Source organism: Candidatus Polarisedimenticolaceae bacterium (assembly GCA_036275915.1).
Classification (GTDB): domain Bacteria; phylum Acidobacteriota; class Polarisedimenticolia; order Polarisedimenticolales; family DASRJG01; genus DASRJG01.
In genome coordinates this window covers 1-20,638 of sequence record DASUCV010000018.1, presented here as the reverse complement: position 1 = coordinate 20,638, position 20,638 = coordinate 1, and the positions used below count along the sequence as shown (strand labels likewise).

Annotated in this window: 23 protein-coding genes; 12 read left to right on the top strand and 11 right to left on the bottom strand. The window is 68.6% G+C overall.

The annotated features are described in order from the left end of the window. Window positions 1–31 precede the first annotated feature (31 nt). On the top strand, window positions 32–1,018 hold the full coding sequence (locus VFV19_13625) for a cysteine synthase family protein (protein ID HEX4825339.1): 987 nt from the start codon (window positions 32–34) through the stop codon (window positions 1,016–1,018). Window positions 1,019–1,113: 95 nt separating this feature from the next. Here VFV19_13625 and VFV19_13620 read toward each other — a convergent pair whose 3' ends face one another. From VFV19_13620 to moaC, 3 genes are all read right to left on the bottom strand, one after another. Beyond that, window positions 1,114–1,815: a hypothetical protein gene (locus tag VFV19_13620; GenBank protein HEX4825338.1), complete on the bottom strand. Its 702-nt coding sequence runs from the start codon at window positions 1,813–1,815 to the stop codon at window positions 1,114–1,116. 136 nt (window positions 1,816–1,951) lie between these two features. Further along, entirely contained in the window at window positions 1,952–2,386 is a 435-nt protein-coding gene (locus VFV19_13615) for a hypothetical protein (protein ID HEX4825337.1), read from the bottom strand. Window positions 2,387–2,411: 25 nt separating this feature from the next. Continuing rightward, the gene (gene moaC, locus VFV19_13610) at window positions 2,412–2,909 is read right to left on the bottom strand and encodes a cyclic pyranopterin monophosphate synthase MoaC (GenBank protein ID HEX4825336.1); all 498 of its coding nucleotides are present in this window, start codon (window positions 2,907–2,909) and stop codon (window positions 2,412–2,414) included. A gap of 72 nt (window positions 2,910–2,981) precedes the next feature. Here moaC and VFV19_13605 point away from each other — a divergent pair, with 72 nt between their 5' ends. Continuing rightward, window positions 2,982–4,445, top strand: coding sequence for an aminoacyl-histidine dipeptidase (locus VFV19_13605; GenBank protein HEX4825335.1), 1,464 nt, complete (start codon window positions 2,982–2,984; stop codon window positions 4,443–4,445). An 85-nt stretch (window positions 4,446–4,530) separates the two neighbouring features. Here VFV19_13605 and VFV19_13600 read toward each other — a convergent pair whose 3' ends face one another. Beyond that, a complete protein-coding gene (locus VFV19_13600; protein HEX4825334.1) occupies window positions 4,531–5,115 on the bottom strand; it encodes a molybdenum cofactor guanylyltransferase in 585 nt (194 codons plus the stop codon). Window positions 5,116–5,137: 22 nt separating this feature from the next. Between VFV19_13600 and VFV19_13595 the strand changes: the two genes are divergently transcribed. From VFV19_13595 to VFV19_13570, 6 genes are all read left to right on the top strand, one after another. Next, entirely contained in the window at window positions 5,138–5,827 is a 690-nt protein-coding gene (locus VFV19_13595; protein ID HEX4825333.1) for a TIGR04282 family arsenosugar biosynthesis glycosyltransferase, read from the top strand. Between the two features lie 45 nt (window positions 5,828–5,872). Further along, the gene (gene rho / locus VFV19_13590; protein HEX4825332.1) at window positions 5,873–7,324 is read left to right on the top strand and encodes a transcription termination factor Rho; all 1,452 of its coding nucleotides are present in this window, start codon (window positions 5,873–5,875) and stop codon (window positions 7,322–7,324) included. A 253-nt stretch (window positions 7,325–7,577) separates the two neighbouring features. Next, a complete protein-coding gene (locus VFV19_13585) occupies window positions 7,578–7,727 on the top strand; it encodes a hypothetical protein (protein HEX4825331.1) in 150 nt (49 codons plus the stop codon). Between the two features lie 488 nt (window positions 7,728–8,215). Further along, complete coding sequence (locus VFV19_13580; protein ID HEX4825330.1) at window positions 8,216–8,458, top strand: hypothetical protein; 243 nt, start codon at window positions 8,216–8,218, stop codon at window positions 8,456–8,458. A 243-nt stretch (window positions 8,459–8,701) separates the two neighbouring features. Then, on the top strand, window positions 8,702–9,730 hold the full coding sequence (locus VFV19_13575) for a HAMP domain-containing sensor histidine kinase (GenBank protein HEX4825329.1): 1,029 nt from the start codon (window positions 8,702–8,704) through the stop codon (window positions 9,728–9,730). 6 nt (window positions 9,731–9,736) lie between these two features. After that, the gene (locus VFV19_13570) at window positions 9,737–10,894 is read left to right on the top strand and encodes a hypothetical protein (protein ID HEX4825328.1); all 1,158 of its coding nucleotides are present in this window, start codon (window positions 9,737–9,739) and stop codon (window positions 10,892–10,894) included. Window positions 10,895–10,900: 6 nt separating this feature from the next. Here VFV19_13570 and VFV19_13565 read toward each other — a convergent pair whose 3' ends face one another. Further along, window positions 10,901–11,170, bottom strand: coding sequence for a hypothetical protein (locus VFV19_13565; protein ID HEX4825327.1), 270 nt, complete (start codon window positions 11,168–11,170; stop codon window positions 10,901–10,903). A gap of 172 nt (window positions 11,171–11,342) precedes the next feature. Between VFV19_13565 and VFV19_13560 the strand changes: the two genes are divergently transcribed. Further along, the gene (locus VFV19_13560; protein HEX4825326.1) at window positions 11,343–11,582 is read left to right on the top strand and encodes a hypothetical protein; all 240 of its coding nucleotides are present in this window, start codon (window positions 11,343–11,345) and stop codon (window positions 11,580–11,582) included. A 17-nt stretch (window positions 11,583–11,599) separates the two neighbouring features. On the opposite strand, the gene recG is transcribed toward VFV19_13560, so the two are convergent. The 5 genes from recG to VFV19_13535 are packed head-to-tail and all read right to left on the bottom strand — an operon-like array spanning window position 11,600 to window position 18,113. After that, window positions 11,600–13,696, bottom strand: coding sequence for an ATP-dependent DNA helicase RecG (gene recG / locus VFV19_13555; protein ID HEX4825325.1), 2,097 nt, complete (start codon window positions 13,694–13,696; stop codon window positions 11,600–11,602). After that, the gene (locus VFV19_13550) at window positions 13,693–14,679 is read right to left on the bottom strand and encodes an asparaginase (GenBank protein ID HEX4825324.1); all 987 of its coding nucleotides are present in this window, start codon (window positions 14,677–14,679) and stop codon (window positions 13,693–13,695) included. The genes recG and VFV19_13550 overlap by 4 nt, the downstream gene beginning before the upstream one ends. A 13-nt stretch (window positions 14,680–14,692) precedes the next feature. Next, window positions 14,693–15,655, bottom strand: a complete 963-nt coding sequence (locus VFV19_13545) for a response regulator (protein HEX4825323.1) — start codon at window positions 15,653–15,655, stop codon at window positions 14,693–14,695. Continuing rightward, window positions 15,652–17,166 carry an HD domain-containing phosphohydrolase gene (locus tag VFV19_13540; GenBank protein HEX4825322.1) on the bottom strand — a complete coding sequence of 505 codons (1,515 nt, stop codon included), beginning with the start codon at window positions 17,164–17,166 and terminating at the stop codon, window positions 15,652–15,654. Before VFV19_13540 ends, VFV19_13545 begins: the two co-directional genes overlap by 4 nt. A gap of 53 nt (window positions 17,167–17,219) precedes the next feature. Next, entirely contained in the window at window positions 17,220–18,113 is an 894-nt protein-coding gene (locus VFV19_13535; protein HEX4825321.1) for a decaprenyl-phosphate phosphoribosyltransferase, read from the bottom strand. A 21-nt stretch (window positions 18,114–18,134) separates the two neighbouring features. On the opposite strand from VFV19_13535, the gene VFV19_13530 reads away from it, so the two are divergent. After that, on the top strand, window positions 18,135–18,830 hold the full coding sequence (locus tag VFV19_13530) for a glycosyltransferase family 2 protein (protein ID HEX4825320.1): 696 nt from the start codon (window positions 18,135–18,137) through the stop codon (window positions 18,828–18,830). Here VFV19_13530 and greA read toward each other — a convergent pair. Next, entirely contained in the window at window positions 18,796–19,272 is a 477-nt protein-coding gene (gene greA / locus VFV19_13525) for a transcription elongation factor GreA (GenBank protein ID HEX4825319.1), read from the bottom strand. The two genes, VFV19_13530 and greA, sit on opposite strands and share 35 nt — an antisense overlap. 140 nt (window positions 19,273–19,412) lie before the next feature. Between greA and VFV19_13520 the strand changes: the two genes are divergently transcribed. After that, window positions 19,413–19,829 (top strand): cytochrome c maturation protein CcmE, encoded by a 417-nt coding sequence (locus VFV19_13520; protein ID HEX4825318.1) that lies wholly within the window; start codon window positions 19,413–19,415, stop codon window positions 19,827–19,829. After that, a partial coding sequence (gene ccsA, locus VFV19_13515; protein HEX4825317.1) for a cytochrome c biogenesis protein CcsA occupies window positions 19,829–20,638 on the top strand: 810 nt, incomplete at its 3' end. The genes VFV19_13520 and ccsA, both read left to right, overlap by 1 nt.

Below are 20,638 nucleotides of genomic sequence, written 5' to 3'. Positions count from 1 at the left end.
ATCATGCGCGCTTCTCACGGGGGCCGATCCGATGCCGATGTACGAGAACATCCTCGACACGCTGGGCAACACACCGCTCGTCAAGCTGCGGCGCTTCCATCCGGAAGGCGCGCTCGTCGCGGCCAAGATCGAATCGTTCAACCCCGGCTCGTCGGTGAAGGACCGCGTGGGGATGGCGCTCATCGAAGCGGGCGAGCGCGAAGGCAAGCTCCAGCCGGGCGGCACGATCGTCGAGCCGACGTCGGGGAACACGGGGCTCGCGCTCGCGATGGCGGCGGCGCTCCGAGGCTACAAGCTCATTTGCACCGCGCCCGACAAGATCTCGAAGGAGAAGCAGGCGCTCCTCCGCGCGTTCGGCGCAAAGGTGATCACGTGTCCCACGGAGGTCGCCGCCGACGATCCGCGCTCGTACTACAAGGTGGCCGAGCGCATCCGCGACGAGGAAGGCGCCTACCTCCCCTACCAGTACTACAACCCCGCGAATCCGCAGGCGCACTACAAGACGACCGGCCCCGAGATCTGGCAGCAGACCGACGGCAAGGTGACGCACTGGGTCTGCGGCGTCGGCACCGGCGGCACGATCAGCGGTGTCGGACGTTTCCTCAAGGAGCAGAACCCGAAGGTGCGCGTCGTCGGCGTCGACACGGTCGGCAGCATCTACGCGTTCTACAAGGAGCACGGCAAGCTGCCGCCCGCCGAGCAGATCCACCAGTACCTGATCGACGGCATCGGCGAGGACTTCCTTCCCTCGACGGTGTGGTGGGACGCGATCGACGAGATCGTGACGATCGACGACAAGAGCGCCTACCGCGCCGTCTTCGAGCTCGCGCGGAAGGAAGCGATCTTCGTGGGATCGTCGGCGGGAGCGGCCGCCGCCGGAGCGCGGATCGTCGCGAAGCGCTCGCCGGCCGACGCGATCGTCGTGACCCTCTTCCCCGATTCCGGCGAGCGCTACCTCACGAAGCTCAACCCGGACTGGCTCGGCGCGAAGGGGCTGCTCGAAGACGGAATGTTCTGAAACGAAAAGTCGGTAGTCGATCGTCGATAGTTCCTAGGAACTACCGACCACCGACTACCGACTGTTGACTACTAACTGTTGACTGTTGACTCGTCTTAGTGGCGACCGCCATGGTCGTCGTCCTTGTCGTGACCGTGGCCGTTGCCGTGACCGTGGCCGTGATCGTGATGGTCGTTGTCGTCCGCGCGATCGTGGCCATGATCGCCTTCGCCGTGATGCCGGCTGCGGTACTCGCGGTTCATCATCTCGCGCGTGTCGCGCCCTTCGCGACGCCAATCCATCGCGACCTGCGGCGTCACGTGGTAGTAGTCGTGCGCCATGCGAACCGCGACGAGGTCGCGGCACTGGTGATCCGAGATGTGCATCACGTAACGCGGGTCGCGCTGATGCTGGCGCCAGTACCCGTACGCCTTGCCGTACGGCGGGCCCGGGTCGCCCTGGACGGGAACGAACCACGTGTCGACCGGCACGCCGACCCGCATCCCGACGTCGAACCAGGGCATCCCCTGGCGCCGGTACGAGTAGACCATCTCCGGCGAGACGCGCGTGTGCGAGCAGATGTGAAGGAAGACCGAGAGGTCGTCCGGATCGGTGAAGCGCTGGCTCCAGTCGGCGACGACGTGGGGCTCACGGTTGAAGTAGTTGGACGAGATCGAGACGAAAAGCTGACCGTTGTCACCGATCGGCGCCGCGGCGCCGAAGGCGATGTCCACACCGGCATGAGCTGCACTGGGGAGAGCCGTGAAAACGCTCGCGGCGATCGCCCCGGACATGAGCCAGCGTCCAAGAGACTTCATGGTTCCACCTCCGGCCCGATCGAAGTGCAGGAGGCGTGCCGCCGCGGAATCGCGGGCTTTCTTCGTCGTGCAGACTACGAAAGCGTAGCTAAAGGAGCGGAACGCGTCCCCTTGGGGGGACGAGCCTGTCGTCGTCTTACTTCGGCTCGATGCTCAGATGGAACGTCGTCCCGTTCGCGAGCTCGCCGTTCACGCCGCCGAAGTCGAGCGTGTAGTCCATCTGCCGCTCGGCGCGGAGCGGGAAGAGCTTCGTCCCGCCGGAGGCGACGCCGACGAGGTGGCCGTCGGCGTTCAGGACGGCGATCGCGATCGCGACCGTCACCGACGTCTTGCCGAGGTTCGAGATCGTCACCTTGACCTTCGGCCCGCCGAACGTCGAGGTCGGCGTCCCGGCGCCGGGGATGACGAACTCGATCGCGTCGAGCCTCAGCCCTTCCTGGATCTCGGTGCCGACCTTGAGCGCGGTGTTCGCCTTGAACTCGTACGTCTTGCTGAAGAGCGCGGCGTCGGCTCCGGTCGCGACGGCGACGAGGACGAGCGCGGGAAGGATCCGTCGGACGATCTGTCGCATGCACCTCTCCTTTGCGGCAGCCATGCTAAAGGCGACCGGCCTTCCGGCGCCACGTGCCGGAGCGGCCGCCGCTCTTCTCGAGGAGCGCGATCCGCTCGATCTCGATCGCGCGGTCGACCCCCTTCGTCATGTCGTAGAGCGCCAGCGCCGCCGCCGACGCGGCGACGAGCGCCTCCATCTCGACCCCGGTCGCCCATCGCGCCTCGGCGGTTGCGGTGATCACCGCGCGCCGGTCCCGGGCGGACAGCTCGATCGCGACGTCGAGGCGATCGAGCGGGACGGTGTGGCACAGGGGGATCCACTCCGCCGTGCGCTTGCCGGCCTGGATGCCGGCGAGGCGCGCCACCGCGAGCGCGTCGCCCTTCGCGAGCGCGTGTTCGCGGACGCTCTTGAACGCGACCGGCCCGAGGGCGACCGTCGCGCGCGCGACCGCGCGCCGTTTCGTCGCTGACTTCCCGCCGACGTCGACCATGACGGCGGCGCCCGAGTCGTCGGCGTGCGTGAGCTTGCGGCGGCGGGCCATGCGCGGATTATGGCGGATCGGCCCGCCCGTGGGCTACCGTGAACGGCCATTCCGTTCTTCCGGAGGCCCGCCATGTCCGACTCCCTCGACCGTCTCGCCCCGCACGCCCTCTGGGGCCACTTCGCGTCGCTCGCCGCGATCCCCCGCCCGTCCGGACACGAGGAGCGCGCGGTCGATTGGGTGCTCAAGACGGCGGCGTCGGTCTCCGGCGCCAAGACGTCGCGCGATGCGCGCGGCAACGTCGTCGTGACCCTTCCGGGCACTCCCGGGCGCGAGAAGGCGAAGCCGGTCATCCTCCAATCCCACCTCGACATGGTGTGCGAGAAGAATAAGGGCGTGACGCACGACTTCGATCGCGACCCGATCCGCCCCCGGATCGAAGGCGAGTGGGTCTACGCGAGCGGCACGACGCTCGGCGCGGACAACGGGATCGGCGTCGCCGCGGCGCTCGCGACCGCGACCGACGGCTCGCTCGTCCACGGCCCGCTCGAGCTGCTCTTCACGCTCGACGAGGAGACGGGGCTCACCGGCGCGCGCGACCTCGACCCGTCGATCCTGAAGGGCCGCATGCTCTTGAACCTCGACTCGGAAGAGGACGGCGCGATCTTCGTCGGCTGCGCCGGCGGCGAGGACTCGCTCATCGACCTTCCCGTTTCCTGGACCGCTCCCGCGCCGGGAGCCAAGGCGCTCAAGATCGAGATCACCGGCTTGAAGGGCGGGCACTCGGGCCTCAACATCATCGAGAACCGCGGCAACGCGCTCAAGCTCGTGGGCCGCATCCTCGCCGCGGCCGGCGACGCCGGCGTGGCCTTCGAGATCGCCTCGATGGCCGGCGGCTCCAAGCACAATGCGATCCCGCGCGAGGCCGAGGCGACGATCGTCCTCGATCCCGGCGCGCGCGCCGTGTTCGAGAAGGTCGCGCAGCAGCAGCTCGCCGGCTTTCAGGTCGAGCTGCACAAGATCGACGACGGCCTCAAGCTCGCGATCACCGACGCCGCGATGCCCGCGCGCGTCCTCGCCCGCGCCGACCGCGACCGCTTCCTCAGGCTCCTCCTCGCGCTCCCGCACGGCGTCCTCGGCATGAGCCAGGACATCGCCGGCCTCGTCGAGACGTCGAACAACGTCGCGGTCGTCGCGTTCGGCGACGCCGCGGTCCGCATCGTCACGTCGAGCCGCTCGAGCGTCGCGCCGTCGCTCTCGTACGTCCTCGCCGGCATCCGCTCCGCCGCCGCGCTGGCGGGAGGCGGCGTCACCCTCAAGGACGGCTATCCGGGTTGGAAACCGGACATGGACTCGCAGGCGCTCGCCGTCGTCCGCGAGGTCTACCGGAAGCGCTGGGGGAAGGAGCCGCTCGTCACCGCGATCCACGCGGGGCTCGAGTGCGGCCTCCTCGGCCAGAAGATCCCCGGCCTCGACATGGTCTCGTTCGGCCCGCGTATCGAAGGCGCGCACTCGCCCGACGAGCGCGTCCACGTTCCGTCGGTCGAGCGCTTCTGGGGCGCGCTCGCGGAGACGCTGGACCGCCTCTCCGCGTAGAGAGAAGAAGGGGACAGTAACCAAGTTTTTCTTACACGCGCACTTCGCGTGTAAGAAAAACTTGGTTACTGTCCCCTTCTTCTCTCTACGCGTCTTGGAAGATGTCGATGTCGCGCGGCCAGTTCACGTTCGTGAGCACGCGCTTCAGATCGAAGTTCGGGAAGAGCGCCGGCTTGAGACGCACGACGTCGAGGTCCGGAAACAGCGCCTGCACCTTGAGCGCGCGCTCCGCGAGCGCCTTCTCGACGGCGGGCTGAGCGCTCCTCCGCCAGAGCGCGACGAGCGGATGGTCGCGGCCGTCGGCGTCGACCGGCATGACGAGATCGCCCGGCGCCGTCGCGGCGAAGAGCACCGAGCGGAGGAAGCTCGTCCCGACCGCCGGGTAGTCGCACGCGAGGACGAGCAGGTCGGCTTGGCCCGTCGCCGCGAAGGCCGCCGCGATGCCGGCGAGCGGTCCCATCCCCGCCCCGCGATCGGGGATGAGGGCGTGCGTTCCCTGCGCGGGAGGCACGCCGTGGGCGACGCTGATCACCACGCTGCCGCAGAGCGGCTTGAGCGTGCGTGCGGCACGATCGACCAGGGTCTGGCCGCCGAGCACGATCGCCGCCTTCGGCTTCCCGAAACGCTTCCCCTCGCCGCCCGCGAGAACGACCCCGATCGTCTGCGCCATGCCGCGATCGTACAATGCCTCGATGGAGCGCGTCGTCCTCTTCGCCCGGGTGCCGCGCCGCGGCGCCGTGAAGACGCGTCTTGCGCCGCCCCTTTCCGATGACGAAGCCCTGGCCCTCCACGAGGCGATGCTCGCCGACCAGATCGCGTTCGTGTCCTCGTTCGCGGGGCCGGGGCGGACCGCCGAGATCTGTCTCGACGCCACGTGGCCCGAGGACCGGCCGAGGCCCGACGGGCTCGAAAAGCTTCCGCACACGCTCCAAGGGGAAGGGTCGCTCGGTGCGCGCCTCGAGCGGACGCTCGCCCGAGGCCATGCGGCGGGGACGCGACGGATCGCGATCGTCGGCGCCGACGCCCCCACCCTTCCCGCGCGGATCGTCGACGAGGCGTTCCGGCGCCTCGCGGACGGCGCGGACGCCGTCGTGTCGCCGGCCCGGGACGGCGGGTACGTTCTCGTCGCAACCGCCGGCCGGTGCCCCGCCCTCTTCCACGACGTGCCGTGGGGGACCGAGCGCGTGCTCGAGGTCACGCGCCGCCGCGCGAGGGACGCCGGCCTCGACCTCCGGGAGACCGAGGGCTGGTTCGACGTCGATCGCGTCGAGGATTTCGCCCCGCTCCTCGACGGGACCGAGAGCGAGCGACGCCGCGCACCGAAGACCGCGGCGCTCGCGCCGACGCTGCGGCTTTACTTGCCCGAAAGGCCGGTGCTATAGTCCGTCTCGCCGCAAGTCCCCGAACCCACCAAGAGGAATCATCCCATGCCCGAAGGACGCCCCCGCGGTCGCCGTGGTCATGGCGGCAACGATCGTGGCAGCCGCCGCCGCAGCCCGAGCACACCGAACGAGCTTCGCCCTCCGTTTCCCGTCGAAGAGCTGATCCCCGACGACGCACCCGCGGGCATCGACCTTCCCGTCGAGACCGAAGAGGGCGCCCCTGCGGCCGAGGGCACCGCAGGCGCAGTCGACCTCAACTCGCTCTACAAAATGGGGAACACCCAGGTCGCCGATGCCGCCAAGCGCCTCGGGATCGAGGGCGCGACGAGCATGCGGAAGCAGGACCTCATCTTCGAGATCATGAAGGCGCAGTCGGAGCAGAGCGGCCTCGTGTTCGCGGAGGGCGTGCTCCAGGTCCTCCAAGATGGCTACGGGTTCCTCCGCCATCCCGACTACAACTACCTGCCCGGCCCCGACGACATCTACATCTCGCCGTCGCAGATCAAGCGCTTCGGCCTCGTCACCGGCGACACCGTCTCCGGCCAGGTGCGCCCGCCGAAGGAAGACGAGAACTACTTCGCGCTCATCAAGGTGCTCGCCGTCAACTTCGACGACCCGGAACGCCTCCGCGACCGCATCTTCTTCGACAACCTGACGCCGCTCTACCCGCAGGAGAAGATCCGCCTCGAGATCGGCCCCGACGCGATCGCCGGACGCGTCATGGATCTCCTGACGCCGATCGGCAAGGGACAGCGCGGCCTCATCGTGGCGCCGCCGCGTACCGGCAAGACGATGCTCCTCCAGTCGATCGCCAACTCGGTCACGAGGAACCACCCCGAGGTCTTCCTCATCGTCCTCCTCATCGACGAGCGCCCCGAGGAAGTCACCGACATGCAGCGCTCCGTCGGCGGCGAGGTCGTCGCCAGCACCTTCGACGAGCCCGCGCAGCAGCACGTGCACGTCGCCGAGATGGTCATCGAGAAGGCGAAGCGCCTGGTCGAGCACAAGAAGGACGTCGTCATTCTGCTGGACTCGATCACGCGCCTCGCGCGCGCCTACAACACCGTGCAGCCCCCTTCGGGCAAGGTCCTGTCCGGCGGCATCGACGCGAACGCGCTCCAGCGCCCGAAGCGCTTCTTCGGCGCCGCGCGCAACATCGAGGAGGGCGGCTCGCTCACGATCATGGCGACCGCGCTCATCGACACCGGCAGCCGCATGGACGACGTCATCTTCGAGGAGTTCAAGGGCACCGGCAACATGGAGCTCCACCTCGACCGCAAGCTCGTCGACCGCCGCGTCTTCCCCGCGATCAACATCGACGCCTCCGGCACGCGCAAGGAAGAGCTGCTCATGGCGAAGGAACAGCTCAACAAGGTCTGGATCCTCCGCAAGATCCTGAACCAGATGTCGCCGGTCGAGGCGATGGAGCTGCTCATCGACAAGATGGGCAAGAGCCGCGCGAACGAAGAGTTCCTGATGATGATGCAGGGCGGTTGACCGTTTTCCCCAGGGAACGGCGGCCTGAGCCTCGGATGTAGTGATGCCGGTCAGCGTGCTCGTCTACCAGATGTTCACGAACGGCGAACACCCCTTACCTCGTGTTCGTGGAGCGTCACCCCGAGCGCCGGGGCGAGAACATCGGTGACGAACCCACGGCCGAGTTCTTGAAGCGTGTTCCTCCCCCCATCACCGCCTAGGAGGTAGGGAACCGGCCCCCGGTGATTGACGCCAGCCACATGGCGAGACGCTCGTGCTCCTCACGCTCGCGGAGGTGCCGTACGTTCTGGATGGCCTCGCGCTTTTCGAGCGCGTCCGGATCATGGACGCTGCGACGGCCACCTGCTGGTGCGAGGCGGTAAGGATCCTCGCCGCCGAGCTGGCGGAGCCGATCGGCGAGTAAACGCCCAACTCGGTCCGTTGTGCGCGCGACGATGTCAGGTATACCTCCCCTATCTCCACGGGAGTGAAGTGATGAGGTACGCCGGCGCTCAACGCGTCACTGACGTACTGAGGAACGAAATGATCGAGAAAGCGCTTCGATGGTTCGGCTGTAGCGCCATACTCCTGCTCCTGTGCATCTGGTCGGCAATCAGCTACGTGCACGCCTCTCCGGTCCCCTGCAATTCCATTCAGACCGCCCACTGCGACGAAAAATGTTCCGGCTACCTGATCAGCAACCCACCCGGTTCGTTGCAATGGAGCCACGCCACTGGTGCGTCTTGCTTCCGTGGTGAAGTCTGGATTGAGGGGTACGGCTGGAAGTGGGAGAACACCGTAAGCTGCTCCTGTAGCGCCACGATCCGGATTCCGCCGAACAACCCTCCCACGAGCGAGTGCACGACCCCCAAGCCGTCCTGGTGCAACGGCCCCACCGACATTTGGGACCCGGTGACGTGCATCTGCGACAAGGACTACGTTCCCAACGATCCGACGTGGACGACCATCGACATCGAGGTCGCTTTCGACAACATCTGCGGCGACGGGACCGTCGATCCCGAAGAGGAGTGCGACCAGGGATCGAACAACACGGACGACGTTATCTACGGGCTGCCTTGCGCGTTGCCCGACTACCGCACGCAGACGAAGTGCGACACGTCCTGCCACACCTTTTGGGACTGTGTTCCCAACTGATCAATGACCAGGGGGCCGCTCACACGACGATCCTGGCGCTCCGGGTGACGGGACAACTTCGAGGGTGGCGGGAGCCTGGACGCAGCGACGGCCGAGAGTTGGCGAAGGGTGGTAACGATGCGGCGCGGGCGAGGGGCAGCGACGGGCGAAACATCGGGTCCACCACCGGCTCGTCGGGGATGCCGAGGCAGGCCACCGCTAATGATGCAGGGCGGCTGAGACCTGACTACACTCGACCGCGGCATGCCGCTGCATGAGATCATCGCCAAGAGCCGCGTCGAGATCGTCGCACGCTGGACCGAGCGGGTGCGAAACGCCGTCGCGCCGCGGGTCAGCGCTCCCGAGCTGATCGATCATCTCCCCCAGTTTCTCGACGCGTTGATCGCGGCGCTCCGCGGCGACGAGAAGGCCAGCGCACGCAAGCTGCCGTCCGCCGCAGCCGTCCACGGCGAGCAACGTCTCCGTCTGGGGTTCGATCTCGGAGCCCTCGTGCACGAGTACCGATCGCTGCACGATGTGATCCTCGAAACGGCACGGGCGGCCGGAGAGGAGCCGGCGGATCGCGAGGCCCGCGTGCTCTTCCATGCGATCCTCGACGGAGTCGGCTACGCGGTCTCGGAATACAACCGGCGCCGGGACGCCGAGTTCGTACACCAAGCGAACGAGAGCCTCGCCTTCATCGCCCACGAGCTGGGCAGCCCGCTCTTCTCGGCCTCGATGGCGCTCCGCATCCTCAGGACCACGGGCCAGCTCCCCGACGACTCCGACGCGGTGGGAGCGCTCGAACGGGGACTCGGCCAGACCTTGGAGATCCTCGAGCAGAGCCTCGACCTCGCGCGGGCCGCTTCCGCGGTCGAGATCAAGCCGGAAGAGACGACGCTCCGGGAGCGCCTCGAAGACGCCAGGTCCGGTGTGAGCGAGAAGGCCGAAGCGAAGAACGTGACGCTTCGCCTCGAGGCCGAGGACGCGCCCGTGGTGCTCGACGTACGGTTCGTGCAGTCCGTGCTCGGCCACCTGGCTCGCAGCGCCGTGGAGCGCACGCCCGCCGGCGAAACGGTGACGCTTCGTGCGCGCCTTCGGGGCGGGCGCATCCACTTCGAGGTTCAGGACCCGGAGCCACGGCCCGATCCGGAAGGGCTCGCTCTCGCGATCGCGAGGCAGGCGATCGAAGCTCACGGCGGCACGATCCGCGTGCAAGACCTTCCCGGCCACCGGTGCCTCTTCGTCCTCGAGCTTCCGTGGACAGACCCGGGCACACATCCTGCTTCGTAACGAGGCGTGCGCACCGCAGGCCTCGCCTTCGCCATCGCCGCCGCGCTTTCTGCCTCGGCCGAGGTCAAGGACGGCCTTACGCTTCGCGTCGCACACGGTACGAATTCCGCGGACGTCGCCCTGAGCTGGACCGCCGGCGCCGCCGGACCCTACACGATCTATCGGTCGACAGCGGGATCGCCGGAAGCGAGCCCGGCGAACGCACGCGGGACGACGGACTCCTCGACATGGACCGACACGCCGCCTGCGGGTAGCGTCTTCTTCTATCGCGTAACCGCGGCTCCGTTCTGGAAGCGCGACGTCTCGCAAGCCACGGTCGATCCTCAATCGGCGACGATCATCGCCAACCTCAACGCAGCCGGCGGCTTCGGCAACGGCCGCCTCCAGATCGACTTCTCGATCGTCGTGCTCAGCGCGGACGCGACAACGCCGTTTCAAACGTTCACCCCCACGAGCGATTTCTACAGCCCCGACTGCGACCTGGCCGCGGTGCCTGTTCCAGCGGGCGGCGCCGTGGAAGGCGAGGCGGGCTACAGCTGCGTCCACGACGGCGACTGCCACCTCATCGTGAACGATCCCCTCACCCATTCCCTCTACGAGATGTGGCGCGCCGACATCACGAACGGCATCTTCCACGGCGGCTGCCTCGCCATCTGGGACTCGAGCCGTGTTTACGCGCCGTCGGGACGCGGCGACCAGTGCACGAGCGCCGACGCCGCGGGCATGCCGATCGCTCCGCTCCTCTTCACCGCGGATGAGCTGCAGGCGGGATCGATCGATCATGCGATTCGATTCATTCTGCCCAACCCGAGGATGCAGGCCGGGGTCTACGTTCACCCGGCCACGCACGCCGGAGGGCCTTCGGGCCAAGGGATGCCGCCTTATGGGGCGAGACTGCGCCTGCGCGCGGACTACCCGATCTCGACGCTGCCCGACGCGGGGACGCGGACGGTCGCCCGCGCGCTCCAGAAGTACGGGATGATCCTTGCCGACGGCGGCAACATCGCGCTCACCGCGGCCGACGATCGCTTCACAACGGCGAAGTGGAGCGTCGTCTTGCCGAGCGGGTCGACCGGCCTCGCCGCGATCAAGGTCACCGACTTCGACGTGATCGACGCAGGAACCAGAATCACGCTCACCGACGACTGCGTGCGAACTCCCTGAGGCGCCCTAGGGCGAAGAGATCAGCTTCCGGCGCTCCCACTGGTCGTTGCAGCAGCAGCACGTGTAGCTCGCCGGAAAGGTTCTCCCCGTCTCCTTGTCGACGCATGCGGTGGTCACCTTCGGCACGTCCACGCAGGGATCGGTGCACGGCTTGCAATCGAGGCCCGGCTTCGTCGCTGCCCGGCCGGGTCCGCGGACGTCGATCGAGACGGCCCAGGCGGTGACGAGTGCGGCGGCCGCGATGACGATCGACCGGATCACGGTACGACGAGACATGGTCGAGACTATACGTGTGGAAATCCTCGCCACCGAGGCCGCCCTCTTTGCAGCATCCGAATGACACGCAGGGAAATACCGGAGCCGATTGCACCGGAGCGCCGCGTTCCCCGCGATGGCACGTTCCTGGCAAACGTCCTGGAAGGGGTGCGATTGCATAGGAGAACCGGCAATGGAACCGATGTCGGGAAAAAAGGGAAGCCTCGGCCGAGCGGGCAACGCGATGGACGAGTTCATCGGCGACGTGCGTGAGCAGGCCCGTAGCGTCAAGGAGCAATACATCGACAAGGGCTGGGCGCAGACGCGCAACTACGCCCGGGAGAATCCTGGGAAGACGATTCTCCTCTCCGCGGGCATCGGCGCCGGCGTCGGCCTGTTGCTCGGCGCCATGATGGCGCGGCGCCGCTACTAGATCTCGAGGAGGACCTCCTAGCCGAGCGCCGGAAGCTCGAGGCGCTGCCGCCAGCCTCCGGTGAGCTCGGCGAGGAGGCCCTCCGCGCGTCCTTCCGACGCGAGGCGCTGCGCCTCGGCGCGGGCCGCGTCGAGGAGCGCCGGGTCGCGCAGGATGACGGCGAGGAACTGAAGATCCGAGAGCCCGTGCTGCTGGGTCCCGAAGACCGCCCCGGGGCCGCGCAGCTCGAGATCCTTCTCGGCGATCTTGAATCCGTCCGAGGTTGCCTCCATCGTGCGGAGCCGCTCGCTAGCGGCGCCGCGTCCGTCCTCGCCCACCATCAGCACGCAGTACGACTTCGCCGACCCGCGGCCGACGCGCCCGCGGAGCTGATGGAGCTGGAAGAGGCCGAAACGCTCCGCGTGCTCGACGATCATGACGGACGCGTTCGGCACGTCGACGCCGACCTCCACGACCGTCGTCGCGACGAGCACCTGGATCGCCCCGCGCGCGAACGCGCTCATGACCCTGTCCTTCTCGTCGCCCTTCATCCGCCCGTGCAGGAGTCCGACGACGAGGTCGGGCATGACCTCCTTCTTCAAGAACGAGGCGAAGGCGGTGGCGGCTTTCAGGTCGGTGCGCGCCGTCTCCTCGACGAGCGGGACGACGACGTACGCCTGCCGGCCGCGCGCGATCTCCTGGCGCAGCCCGGTGTAGACGCGCGCCCGGTCCTTCTCGGTCCTCACGACCGTGGTGATCGGGGTCCGCCCCGGCGGCAGCTCGTCCAGGACCGAGAGGTCGAGATCGCCGTAGAGGGTGAGCGCGAGCGAGCGCGGGATCGGGGTCGCGGTCATCACGAGCACGTCGGGACGGCTCCCCTTCGACACGAGCGCCGCGCGCTGCATGACCCCGAAGCGGTGCTGCTCGTCGACGACGACGAGGCCGAGCCGCTTGAACGTCACCCCCGCCTCGAAGAGGGCGTGCGTTCCGATGACGAGCTGCGCGTGGCCGTTTGCGATGTCGGCGAGCGCGCGCCGGCGCGCCGCGGCCTTCTGCGAGCCGGTCAGGACCGCGACCTTGACCGGGAGCCCGGAGCGTTGCAGGAGGGCGAGGATGTTCCGCGCGTGCTGGTCGGCGAGGATCTCGGTCGGCGCCATGAGCGCGCCCTGGTGGCCGTTGTCGATCGCGACCAGGAGCGCCATGAGCGCGACGATCGTCTTCCCCGACCCGACGTCCCCCTGGAGCAGGCGGCTCATCGGGTGGGGCGAGCGGAGGTCGTCGCCGATCTCGCGGAGGACGCGCTTCTGCGCCCCCGTGAGCTTGAACGGGAGGACCTTCGCGAGCTTCTCCCGGAGCGCCTCGGGGATCTCGTAGTGCGCGGCGCGCGGCGCCTTCACGGCGGCGTCCCGTCGCGCGGCGAGGGCGAGCTGGACGAGGAAGATCTCGGTGAAGGCGAGCGTGCGCTGCGGCGGCGTCCGCCTCTCGGCGAGATCGGTCATCGAGACCTCTCCCGGAGGGAAGTGCGTGCCCGCGAGCGCGTCGGCGTGCGACAGGAGCCCGTGGCGAAGCCTGACCTCGGCGGGAACCGGATCGAGAACGTCGGCGGGGCCCAGTCCCTCCACGACGCCGTGCATCGCGGCGCGGAGCGCCTTCGAGGTGAGGCCGCCGAGCTTCCGGTAGACCGGCACGATCCGGCCCGTGTGAACCCCCGCCGCGTCGTCCGCATCGAGACGCTCGTAATCGGGGTTCGCGAGGACGATCTCCCCCCGTCGGTCGATCTCGGCATGCCCGAACACGACGACGCGCGCGCCCTTCGTGAACACCCGCTCGAGATACGGCTGGTTGTACCAGACCGCCTTGATCGCCCCGCTCGCGTCCTCGAGCGTCGCCTGGAAGATCGAAAAGCCGCGCTGGCGCGTGCGGATCAACCGTGCGCTCGCGACGCGGAGGTCGAGAGTCGTGTCGGGCCCGCCCGGCACGAGGTCCGCGACGCGCGCGAATGCGCGCCGGTCCTCCCATCGGAACGGAAGCACTTCGAGGAGACCTGCCGCCGACGCGATGCCCACGGCCTCGAGCGCCGCCGCGCGCTTCGGCCCGATCCCCTTCACGAAGCGAAGGGCGGCGGGCTCGCTCACCGTGGGGGGCGCTCGAACGCGTCCCGGATCTTCTCGAGACCGTACCCCGCGCCGAGCAGCACCATCAGCTTGATCCGCGCCTTCGGCGCCGCGAGGTCGCCGGCGAAGATCGCCCCCGCCTCGCGGAGCGTGAGACCGCCCCCCTCGTAGCCGTAGGTCGGGCCCGTGCGGCCGTGGCCGCAGCGGCTCGCGACGACGACCGGGATTCCGGCCGCCAGCGCGTCACGGATCGCGGGCACCATCGGCGGCGGAACGTTGCCGCGGCCGAGCGCCTCGAGGACGATCCCCTTGGCGCCGTCCGCGATCGCGTGCCGCAGCGGGCGCGCATCGGCGCCGACGCACGCCGTCACGAGCGCGACGTCGGCCTCGAGCCCGGCGACGTCGTAGCGCTCGTCCCGCATCGGCGCGGCGTAGAGCTGCAGCCCTTCGCTCTCCAGCTCGCCGAGCGGCCCGCCCTGGCTCGACGAGAACGCGCCGAACGACTCGGTGTGCGCCTTGGCGACGTGACGCGCCGCGTGGAGCGTCTCGCCCATCATCGCCGCGACGCCGACGCGCCGTCCGCGGAGGCCGGCCACCGCGCGAACCGACGCGATGAGATTTCCCGGGCCGTCCCAGATCGCGTCGTCGGCGGTCTTCATGGCGCCGGTGAGGACGACCGGCTTGTCCGTACGGAGGACGAGGTCGAGGAGGTACGCCGTCTCCTCGAGCGTGTCGGTCCCGTGCGTGACGACCGCGCCGTCGAACGCGTCGCCCTCGAGGCGCTCGTCGAGCCGCCGCGCGAGGTCCATCATCCGCGCCGCCGTCCAGTGCGGGCCGGGCAGGCGGTCGAAGTCCTCGCACGTGATGCGCGCGAACGTCCCGATCTTCGGAACGGTCTCGAGGAGCTCCTGCCCGCCGCGCGCGGGGACGGCGCCGCGGCCGGGAACGATCTTCATGGAGATCGTCCCGCCGGTGAAGATCATGAGAACGGACGGCAGCGCCATGGGGCGGGAGAGTTTACCCCGCCAGCGACGCTCCGCGGTCGACCTCGAGCACGCCTCGCCCCAGGAGCGTGCAGATCGCCTCCGCGACCTGCGCGTCGGGATGCGGGCTCTCGGCGATCGTCTCGGCGACGGTGGCGCCGATTCGCGCTCGCGCCAGGACGTCGAACTCGACGGGGTTGACGCCTTGGCCCGACAGGCGTGCCCGCGCGTCCGCGGCGAGGGCGAGGCGCGTGCCGTCCTCCGGCAGCAACTCCTTGAAGCGGACCCACTCGTCGAGCGCGACGAGGCCGTCCATGAGGATGCCGGCGGTGGGTGCCGTGATGGACGCGTCGGTGAACGACGCGGGCCGCGGGAGGACGCGGAAGCGCGCCGCCGTCCAGCCGAGCATCCGGAAGAGAGCCTTGGTGCCGCGGCAGGAGCCGGTCTCGGCGTGAACGATCCGGCCGCGGTCGAACGCGATGAGGCCGCTCAGGTCGCCTTCGCTCAGTTGGACCAGGCCGTCCTTGCCGTTGAGCGAGAGGATCTGGAGAAGATCGGAGATCGCCAGATGCTCGACGGAGCCCGCGAGCAGGGCGTCGGCGGTGCCGCCGCCGCGGCGCCTCTCGACGAGCTTCACGAGCCGGGCGTGCAGCTCCTCGACGGCGAACGGCTTCGTCAGATAGTCGTCGGCGCCGAGGTGGAGGCCGCGCAGGCGCTGCGGCAGCTCCCCCTCGACCGTGAGGAAGACGAACGGGATCGCGGCGGTGCGCGGGTCGCGGCGCACGCCGTCGAAGAACTCCCAGCCGTCGATCTCCGGCATGAGGATGTCGGAGACGATGACGTCGGGAAGCCGCTCGTCGATCGCCTCCCGTGCCTCGGCCACCCCTTCCGCCGTGACGACGGTGAAGCCGCGCGGCGTGAAGAAGTCGGCGATGACGCGGAGGATGAGCCGGTTGTCGTCGACCGCGAGGAGGCGGAGCTTCGCGGGCGCGGTCATCGGATGCGGTCGATGAGCTCGTGGAGCGTCGGGGTCGATTCGGGGAGGCCGTCGGGGACGAGCCCTTGCCGGTGCGCCTCGACGAGGCACTGGACGAGGTCCGGGTCGAACTGGTGACCCGCGTGCTTCGTGATCTCATTCATGGCGCCTGCGACGCCGATCTTCGTCCGGTACACGCGGTCGGTCGTCATCGCGTCGAACGCATCGCCGATGTGGATGATCCGGCCCTGGAGCGGGATCCCCTCGCCCGCGAGACCGTGCGGATAGCCCGTACCGTTCCAGTACTCGTGGTGGTAGAGGATGCCGGGGATCACGTTCTCGAGCGCGCGGATGTGCTGGAGCATCTTCGCGCCGGCCACGGCGTGGCCCTTCATGATCTCGAACTCCTGGCGATTCAGCTTCTCGGGCTTCTTCAGGATGTTGTCCGGGATGCCGATCTTCCCGACGTCGTGGAGGATCGCCGAGAGGAGGAGCGGCTCCAGCTCTTCCCGGGCGAGACCCTTCTGCTGCGCGACGATGAGCGAGACGCGCGCCACGCGGAGGGAGTGCCCGTGCGTGTACGCGTCCTTGGCGTCGACGGCGCCGGCCATCGACACGATGATGCTCAGGAACATCGAGCGGACGTCGCGCTCGAGGCGCGCGTTGACGAGGAAGATCGCCGCTTGGCTCGCGAGCGCGTAGAGGACCTTCTGCTCGTTGACGGCGAGCCGGCCGCGGCGCTCGCCCAGGTACAGCTCGATCCCACCGACGAGCTTCTCCTTCGAGACCATCGGGACGAAGACGACGGATCGCGACGGGTCTTCGTAGATGCGAATGCCGGTCGTGCCACTTTCCGCGGCGTCGACGACGGGGAGCTTGTCCGAGATGCGATGCCGCTGACCGATCTGCGGATCGGACGGGGCGTCCATCCCCATCGTCCCCTTGACCTCGAGCATGCCGTGGTCCTGGTCCAACAGGAGGATCGCGCCCTTCGCTGCGCCGACGGCGACGAGCCCTTGCCGCAGGATGATCTCGACCTCGTCGTCGACCTTGAACGGAGACGTGATCGCCGAGCCGATCCCGAAGAGCATCTCGAGGTACGACTGCCCCAGCCGGCGGCTCGCGTGGATCGACTCGCGCATGCGGAGATTCTTCCGGAGGCGCGCCAAGAGCTCCTTCGTGAAGAACGGCTTCGTCAGGTAATCGTCGGCGCCGGCCTCGAACCCGGCGAGCTTGTCCTTGAGCTCGTTCAAGGCCGTGATCATGAGCACCGGGATGTCCGCCGTCGCCGCGTCGCCCTTGACCCGGCGGCAGACCTCGTAGCCGTCGATCCCGGGCAGGCCGACGTCGAGGAGGATGACGTCCGGACGGAGGTCGCGCGCGCGCTCGAGCGCCTGCGGGCCGTCCTCGGCCATGTGGACCTCGAACCCCTCGGCTTCGAGCTCTTCCTTGAGGATGCCGCGAAGGAGATTCGAGTCGTCCACCACGAGGACGGAATGACGGACGGCCGATTGCGTGGCGGTGACGCTCATGGGCCCGGTGAATCGTATGGACCGGCTACCTTCGAGTCAAGGAAACCACGATCTTACGGTCTGAAGTAGAGCAGGAGGACGACGGAAACGCCCCACGAGAGGACCGCGACCTGCAGCGGCCGGTCGCTCAGGAAGAGGCCGGTCGGGTTCTCCCCTTCCCCCCGCTGGTGGACGAGGTAGAGGGTCCGGAAGATTCCATACAGGACGAAGGGAATCGTCAGTCCCATGTACTCGGTGTGCAGCTTCTCGGCGGTCTTCGGATCGAAGGCGTAGAACGCGTAGGCGACGACCGTCGCCGCGGTGACGACCCCGATCATCTCGTCGAGGAACGGGAGCGAATATTCCCGGAGGATCGCGCGGGTGCCGAGGCCGTCGGTCAGCGTCGCGATCTCCTGGCGGCGCTTGACGAAGCCGAGGAAGAGCGCCAGCAGGCCCGTGCAGAGCACGAGCCAGTGAGAGATCAAGACGTCGAGCGCGAAGGCCCCCGCGGCCGCGCGGAGGAGAAAGCCCGACGCGACGATCATCACGTCGAGGATGACGACGCGCTTGAGGCCGAACGAGTAAAGAATGTTGAGGACGAGGTAGGCCGTCGCGACCCCGCCGACGCGCGGCGCGATGACGAAGGCGGCGGCGAGCGCCATCGCGTCGAGCACGACCGACGCCGCGATGGCGACCGCGGGCGACAGCTCGCCGGCGGCGATCGGCCGCCGGCACTTCACCGGGTGCAGGCGGTCGGCTTCGCGGTCGCGGACGTCGTTCGCCAGGTACACGGCCGAGGAAAGAAGACAGAATGTGACGAACGTCGCCAGGGCCAAGGCGACGGCGTGCGCGTCGAACAGGCGGTCGGCGAAGACGAGCGGCGCGAAGACGAAGACGTTCTTGACCCACTGCTTCGGACGCAGCGCGACGAGGAGAGCGGCGGCGGGAGAGCGCGTCGGTTCCGGCACGGGCCGCTTATCATACGGCGGGTGATCGTCGACCTCGTCATCCCGGCGCTCGACGAGGAGCGCGCCCTTCCCCTCGTCCTCGCCGACCTCCCGCGCCATGCGATCCGGCAGATCGTCGTCGTCGACAACGGATCGACCGACGGAACGGCCGCCGTCGCAGCGTCCCACGGCTGCCGCGTCGTCGCCGAGCCGCGCCGCGGCTACGGGAGCGCCTGCCTCGCCGGGCTCGCCGCCCTGGCTTCGACCGTCCCGCCGCCGGACGTCGTCGCGTTCGTCGACGCGGACCACTCCGACCACTCGGAGGAGCTCATACAGCTCCTCCTCCCGATCGAGAGCGGCGAGGCCGACCTCGTCGTCGGTTCGCGCGCGGCGGGACGCGCGGAGCGGGGCGCGCTCCTCCCGCAGCAGCGCGCCGGCAACCGCGTGGCGGCCCACCTCATCCGCGCGCTCTACGGTGTCCGCGTCACCGATCTCGGGCCGTTCCGCGCGATCCGATGGCCGTCGCTCGTCGCCCTCGGGATGGAGGACCGCGGCTACGGGTGGACGGCGGAGATGCAGGTCAAGGCGATCCGGCGCGGCCTGCGTTATCGCGAGGTTCCGGTCTCCTACCGGCGGCGGCTCGGACGCTCGAAGATCGCGGGGACGTGGCGCGGGACGATCGGGGCGGGGTGGAAGATCGTGATCACGATCCTCCGTTTTTCTCGTGGATCGTCTTGAGCTCGAGGATCTCGAAGCGCCTCTTTCCCGACGGGATCTCGATGGTGACCGTCTCCCCGTCCTTCCTGCCGATGAGGCCGCGGCCGATCGGCGACGCGATCGAGACGAGCCCCTTGTCGAGGTCGGCCATCTCTGGGATGACGAGCTCGTAGGTGACTTCGTCGCCCGCGTCGAGGTCGTTCAAGACGACCGTCGAGCCTAGGCCGACGCGGTCCTTCGGGATCCGGTCGAGGTTCATCGTGCCGAGCTCGGAGAGGCGGGTCCGGAGCTGGCCGATGCGGGCGCGGACGAACCGCTGCCGGTCGAGCGCGGCGTGGTACTCGGCGTTCTCGCGGAGGTCGCCCATCGCGACCGCGGTCTTGATCTCGCGGGGCAGCTCGATCGTCAGCTCGCGCTCGAGCAGCTTGAGCTCCTCCTCGAGTTTGGCGCGCGCCTCTTTCACGAAAACCTCCCGCGAACCGGTCGAAAATACCATCCGGCGCCGGAGCGTGTCCAACCGGATCGCATTGGTCCGGATTCGTTGACGGCCCTTCGCCTCGGGCCTACCATGCCCCCCTTGGACGCGACCGGGAGACGGCTGGAATGAACGGACGCAGGCTAAAATTCATCTTCATCGGGTGCGGGATTGCGGCGACGATCGTCTTCATGCTCGTCGTGGCGACCCAGAAATCGAACGGCGGCCTCGCCTACTACGTCACCGTCCAGGAGTTCAACGCCAAGGGCGAGCTGCCCGGCCACTTCCGGGTCAACGGGAAGGTCAGGACCGGCAGCATCGAGCGCCTCCCCGGCGGGCGGCAGGTCCGCTTCACGATCGTCGACAAGGCGAGCCCCGCCACGCTGCCGGTCGACTTCACCGGCGAGATCCCCGACACCTTCGTCGACGACGCCGACGTGGTCGTCGAAGGGAAGCGCCGCGCCGACGGCACGTTCGAAGCAACGACCCTGCTCGCGAAGTGCCCCTCGAAGTACGAGGCGGCCGATCCGGGCAAGCGATCCTGATGGCGACGATCGGTCACTTTGCCCTCTTCCTCGCCCTCCTCGCCGCCGCGTGGGCGGTCGCGGCGTCGTTCCTCTCCACCGTCGCCTCCGGCCGCGGCCTCCAGGCGAGCGCCGAGCGCAGCATGCTCTCGGCCTGGGGTCTCATCGTCGTCGCCGTGATCTGCCTCGAGCACGGCCTGCTGACGAACGACTTCCGGCTCGACGCCGTCTACCACTACTCGAGCGTGAGCCAGCCGGTGCCGTACAAGATCGGCGCGCTCTGGGGGAGCCAAGCGGGGAGCCTCCTCCTCTGGGCGCTCATCCTCTCGACGATGTCGATGCTCACGATCGTCACGAACCGGGACAAGAACCGCGCGCTCATGCCGTGGGTCGTCCATGTCCTCGGCGCGGTCCTGACGTTCTTCCTCATCCTCACGAACTTCATCTCGAGCCCGTTCGAGAGCGGTCCCCTGCGCGCCGACGGCGTCGGCCTCAATCCGCAGCTCAAGAACTACTGGATGATGATCCACCCGCCGACCCTCTACCTCGGGTACGTCGGGTTCACCGTCCCGTTCGCCTTCGGGATCGCCGCGCTCATGACGCGCCGAACCGGCGACCTCTGGTTCCGGACGACGCGGCGCTGGACGCTCTTCGCCTGGTTCTTCCTCGGGATCGGGATCCTGATGGGCTCGTACTGGGCCTACATCGAGCTCGGCTGGGGCGGCTACTGGGCGTGGGACCCGGTCGAGAACGCGTCGCTCATGCCGTGGCTCACCGGAACGGCGTTCCTCCACTCGGTCATGCTCCAAGAGAAGAAAGGGATGATGAAA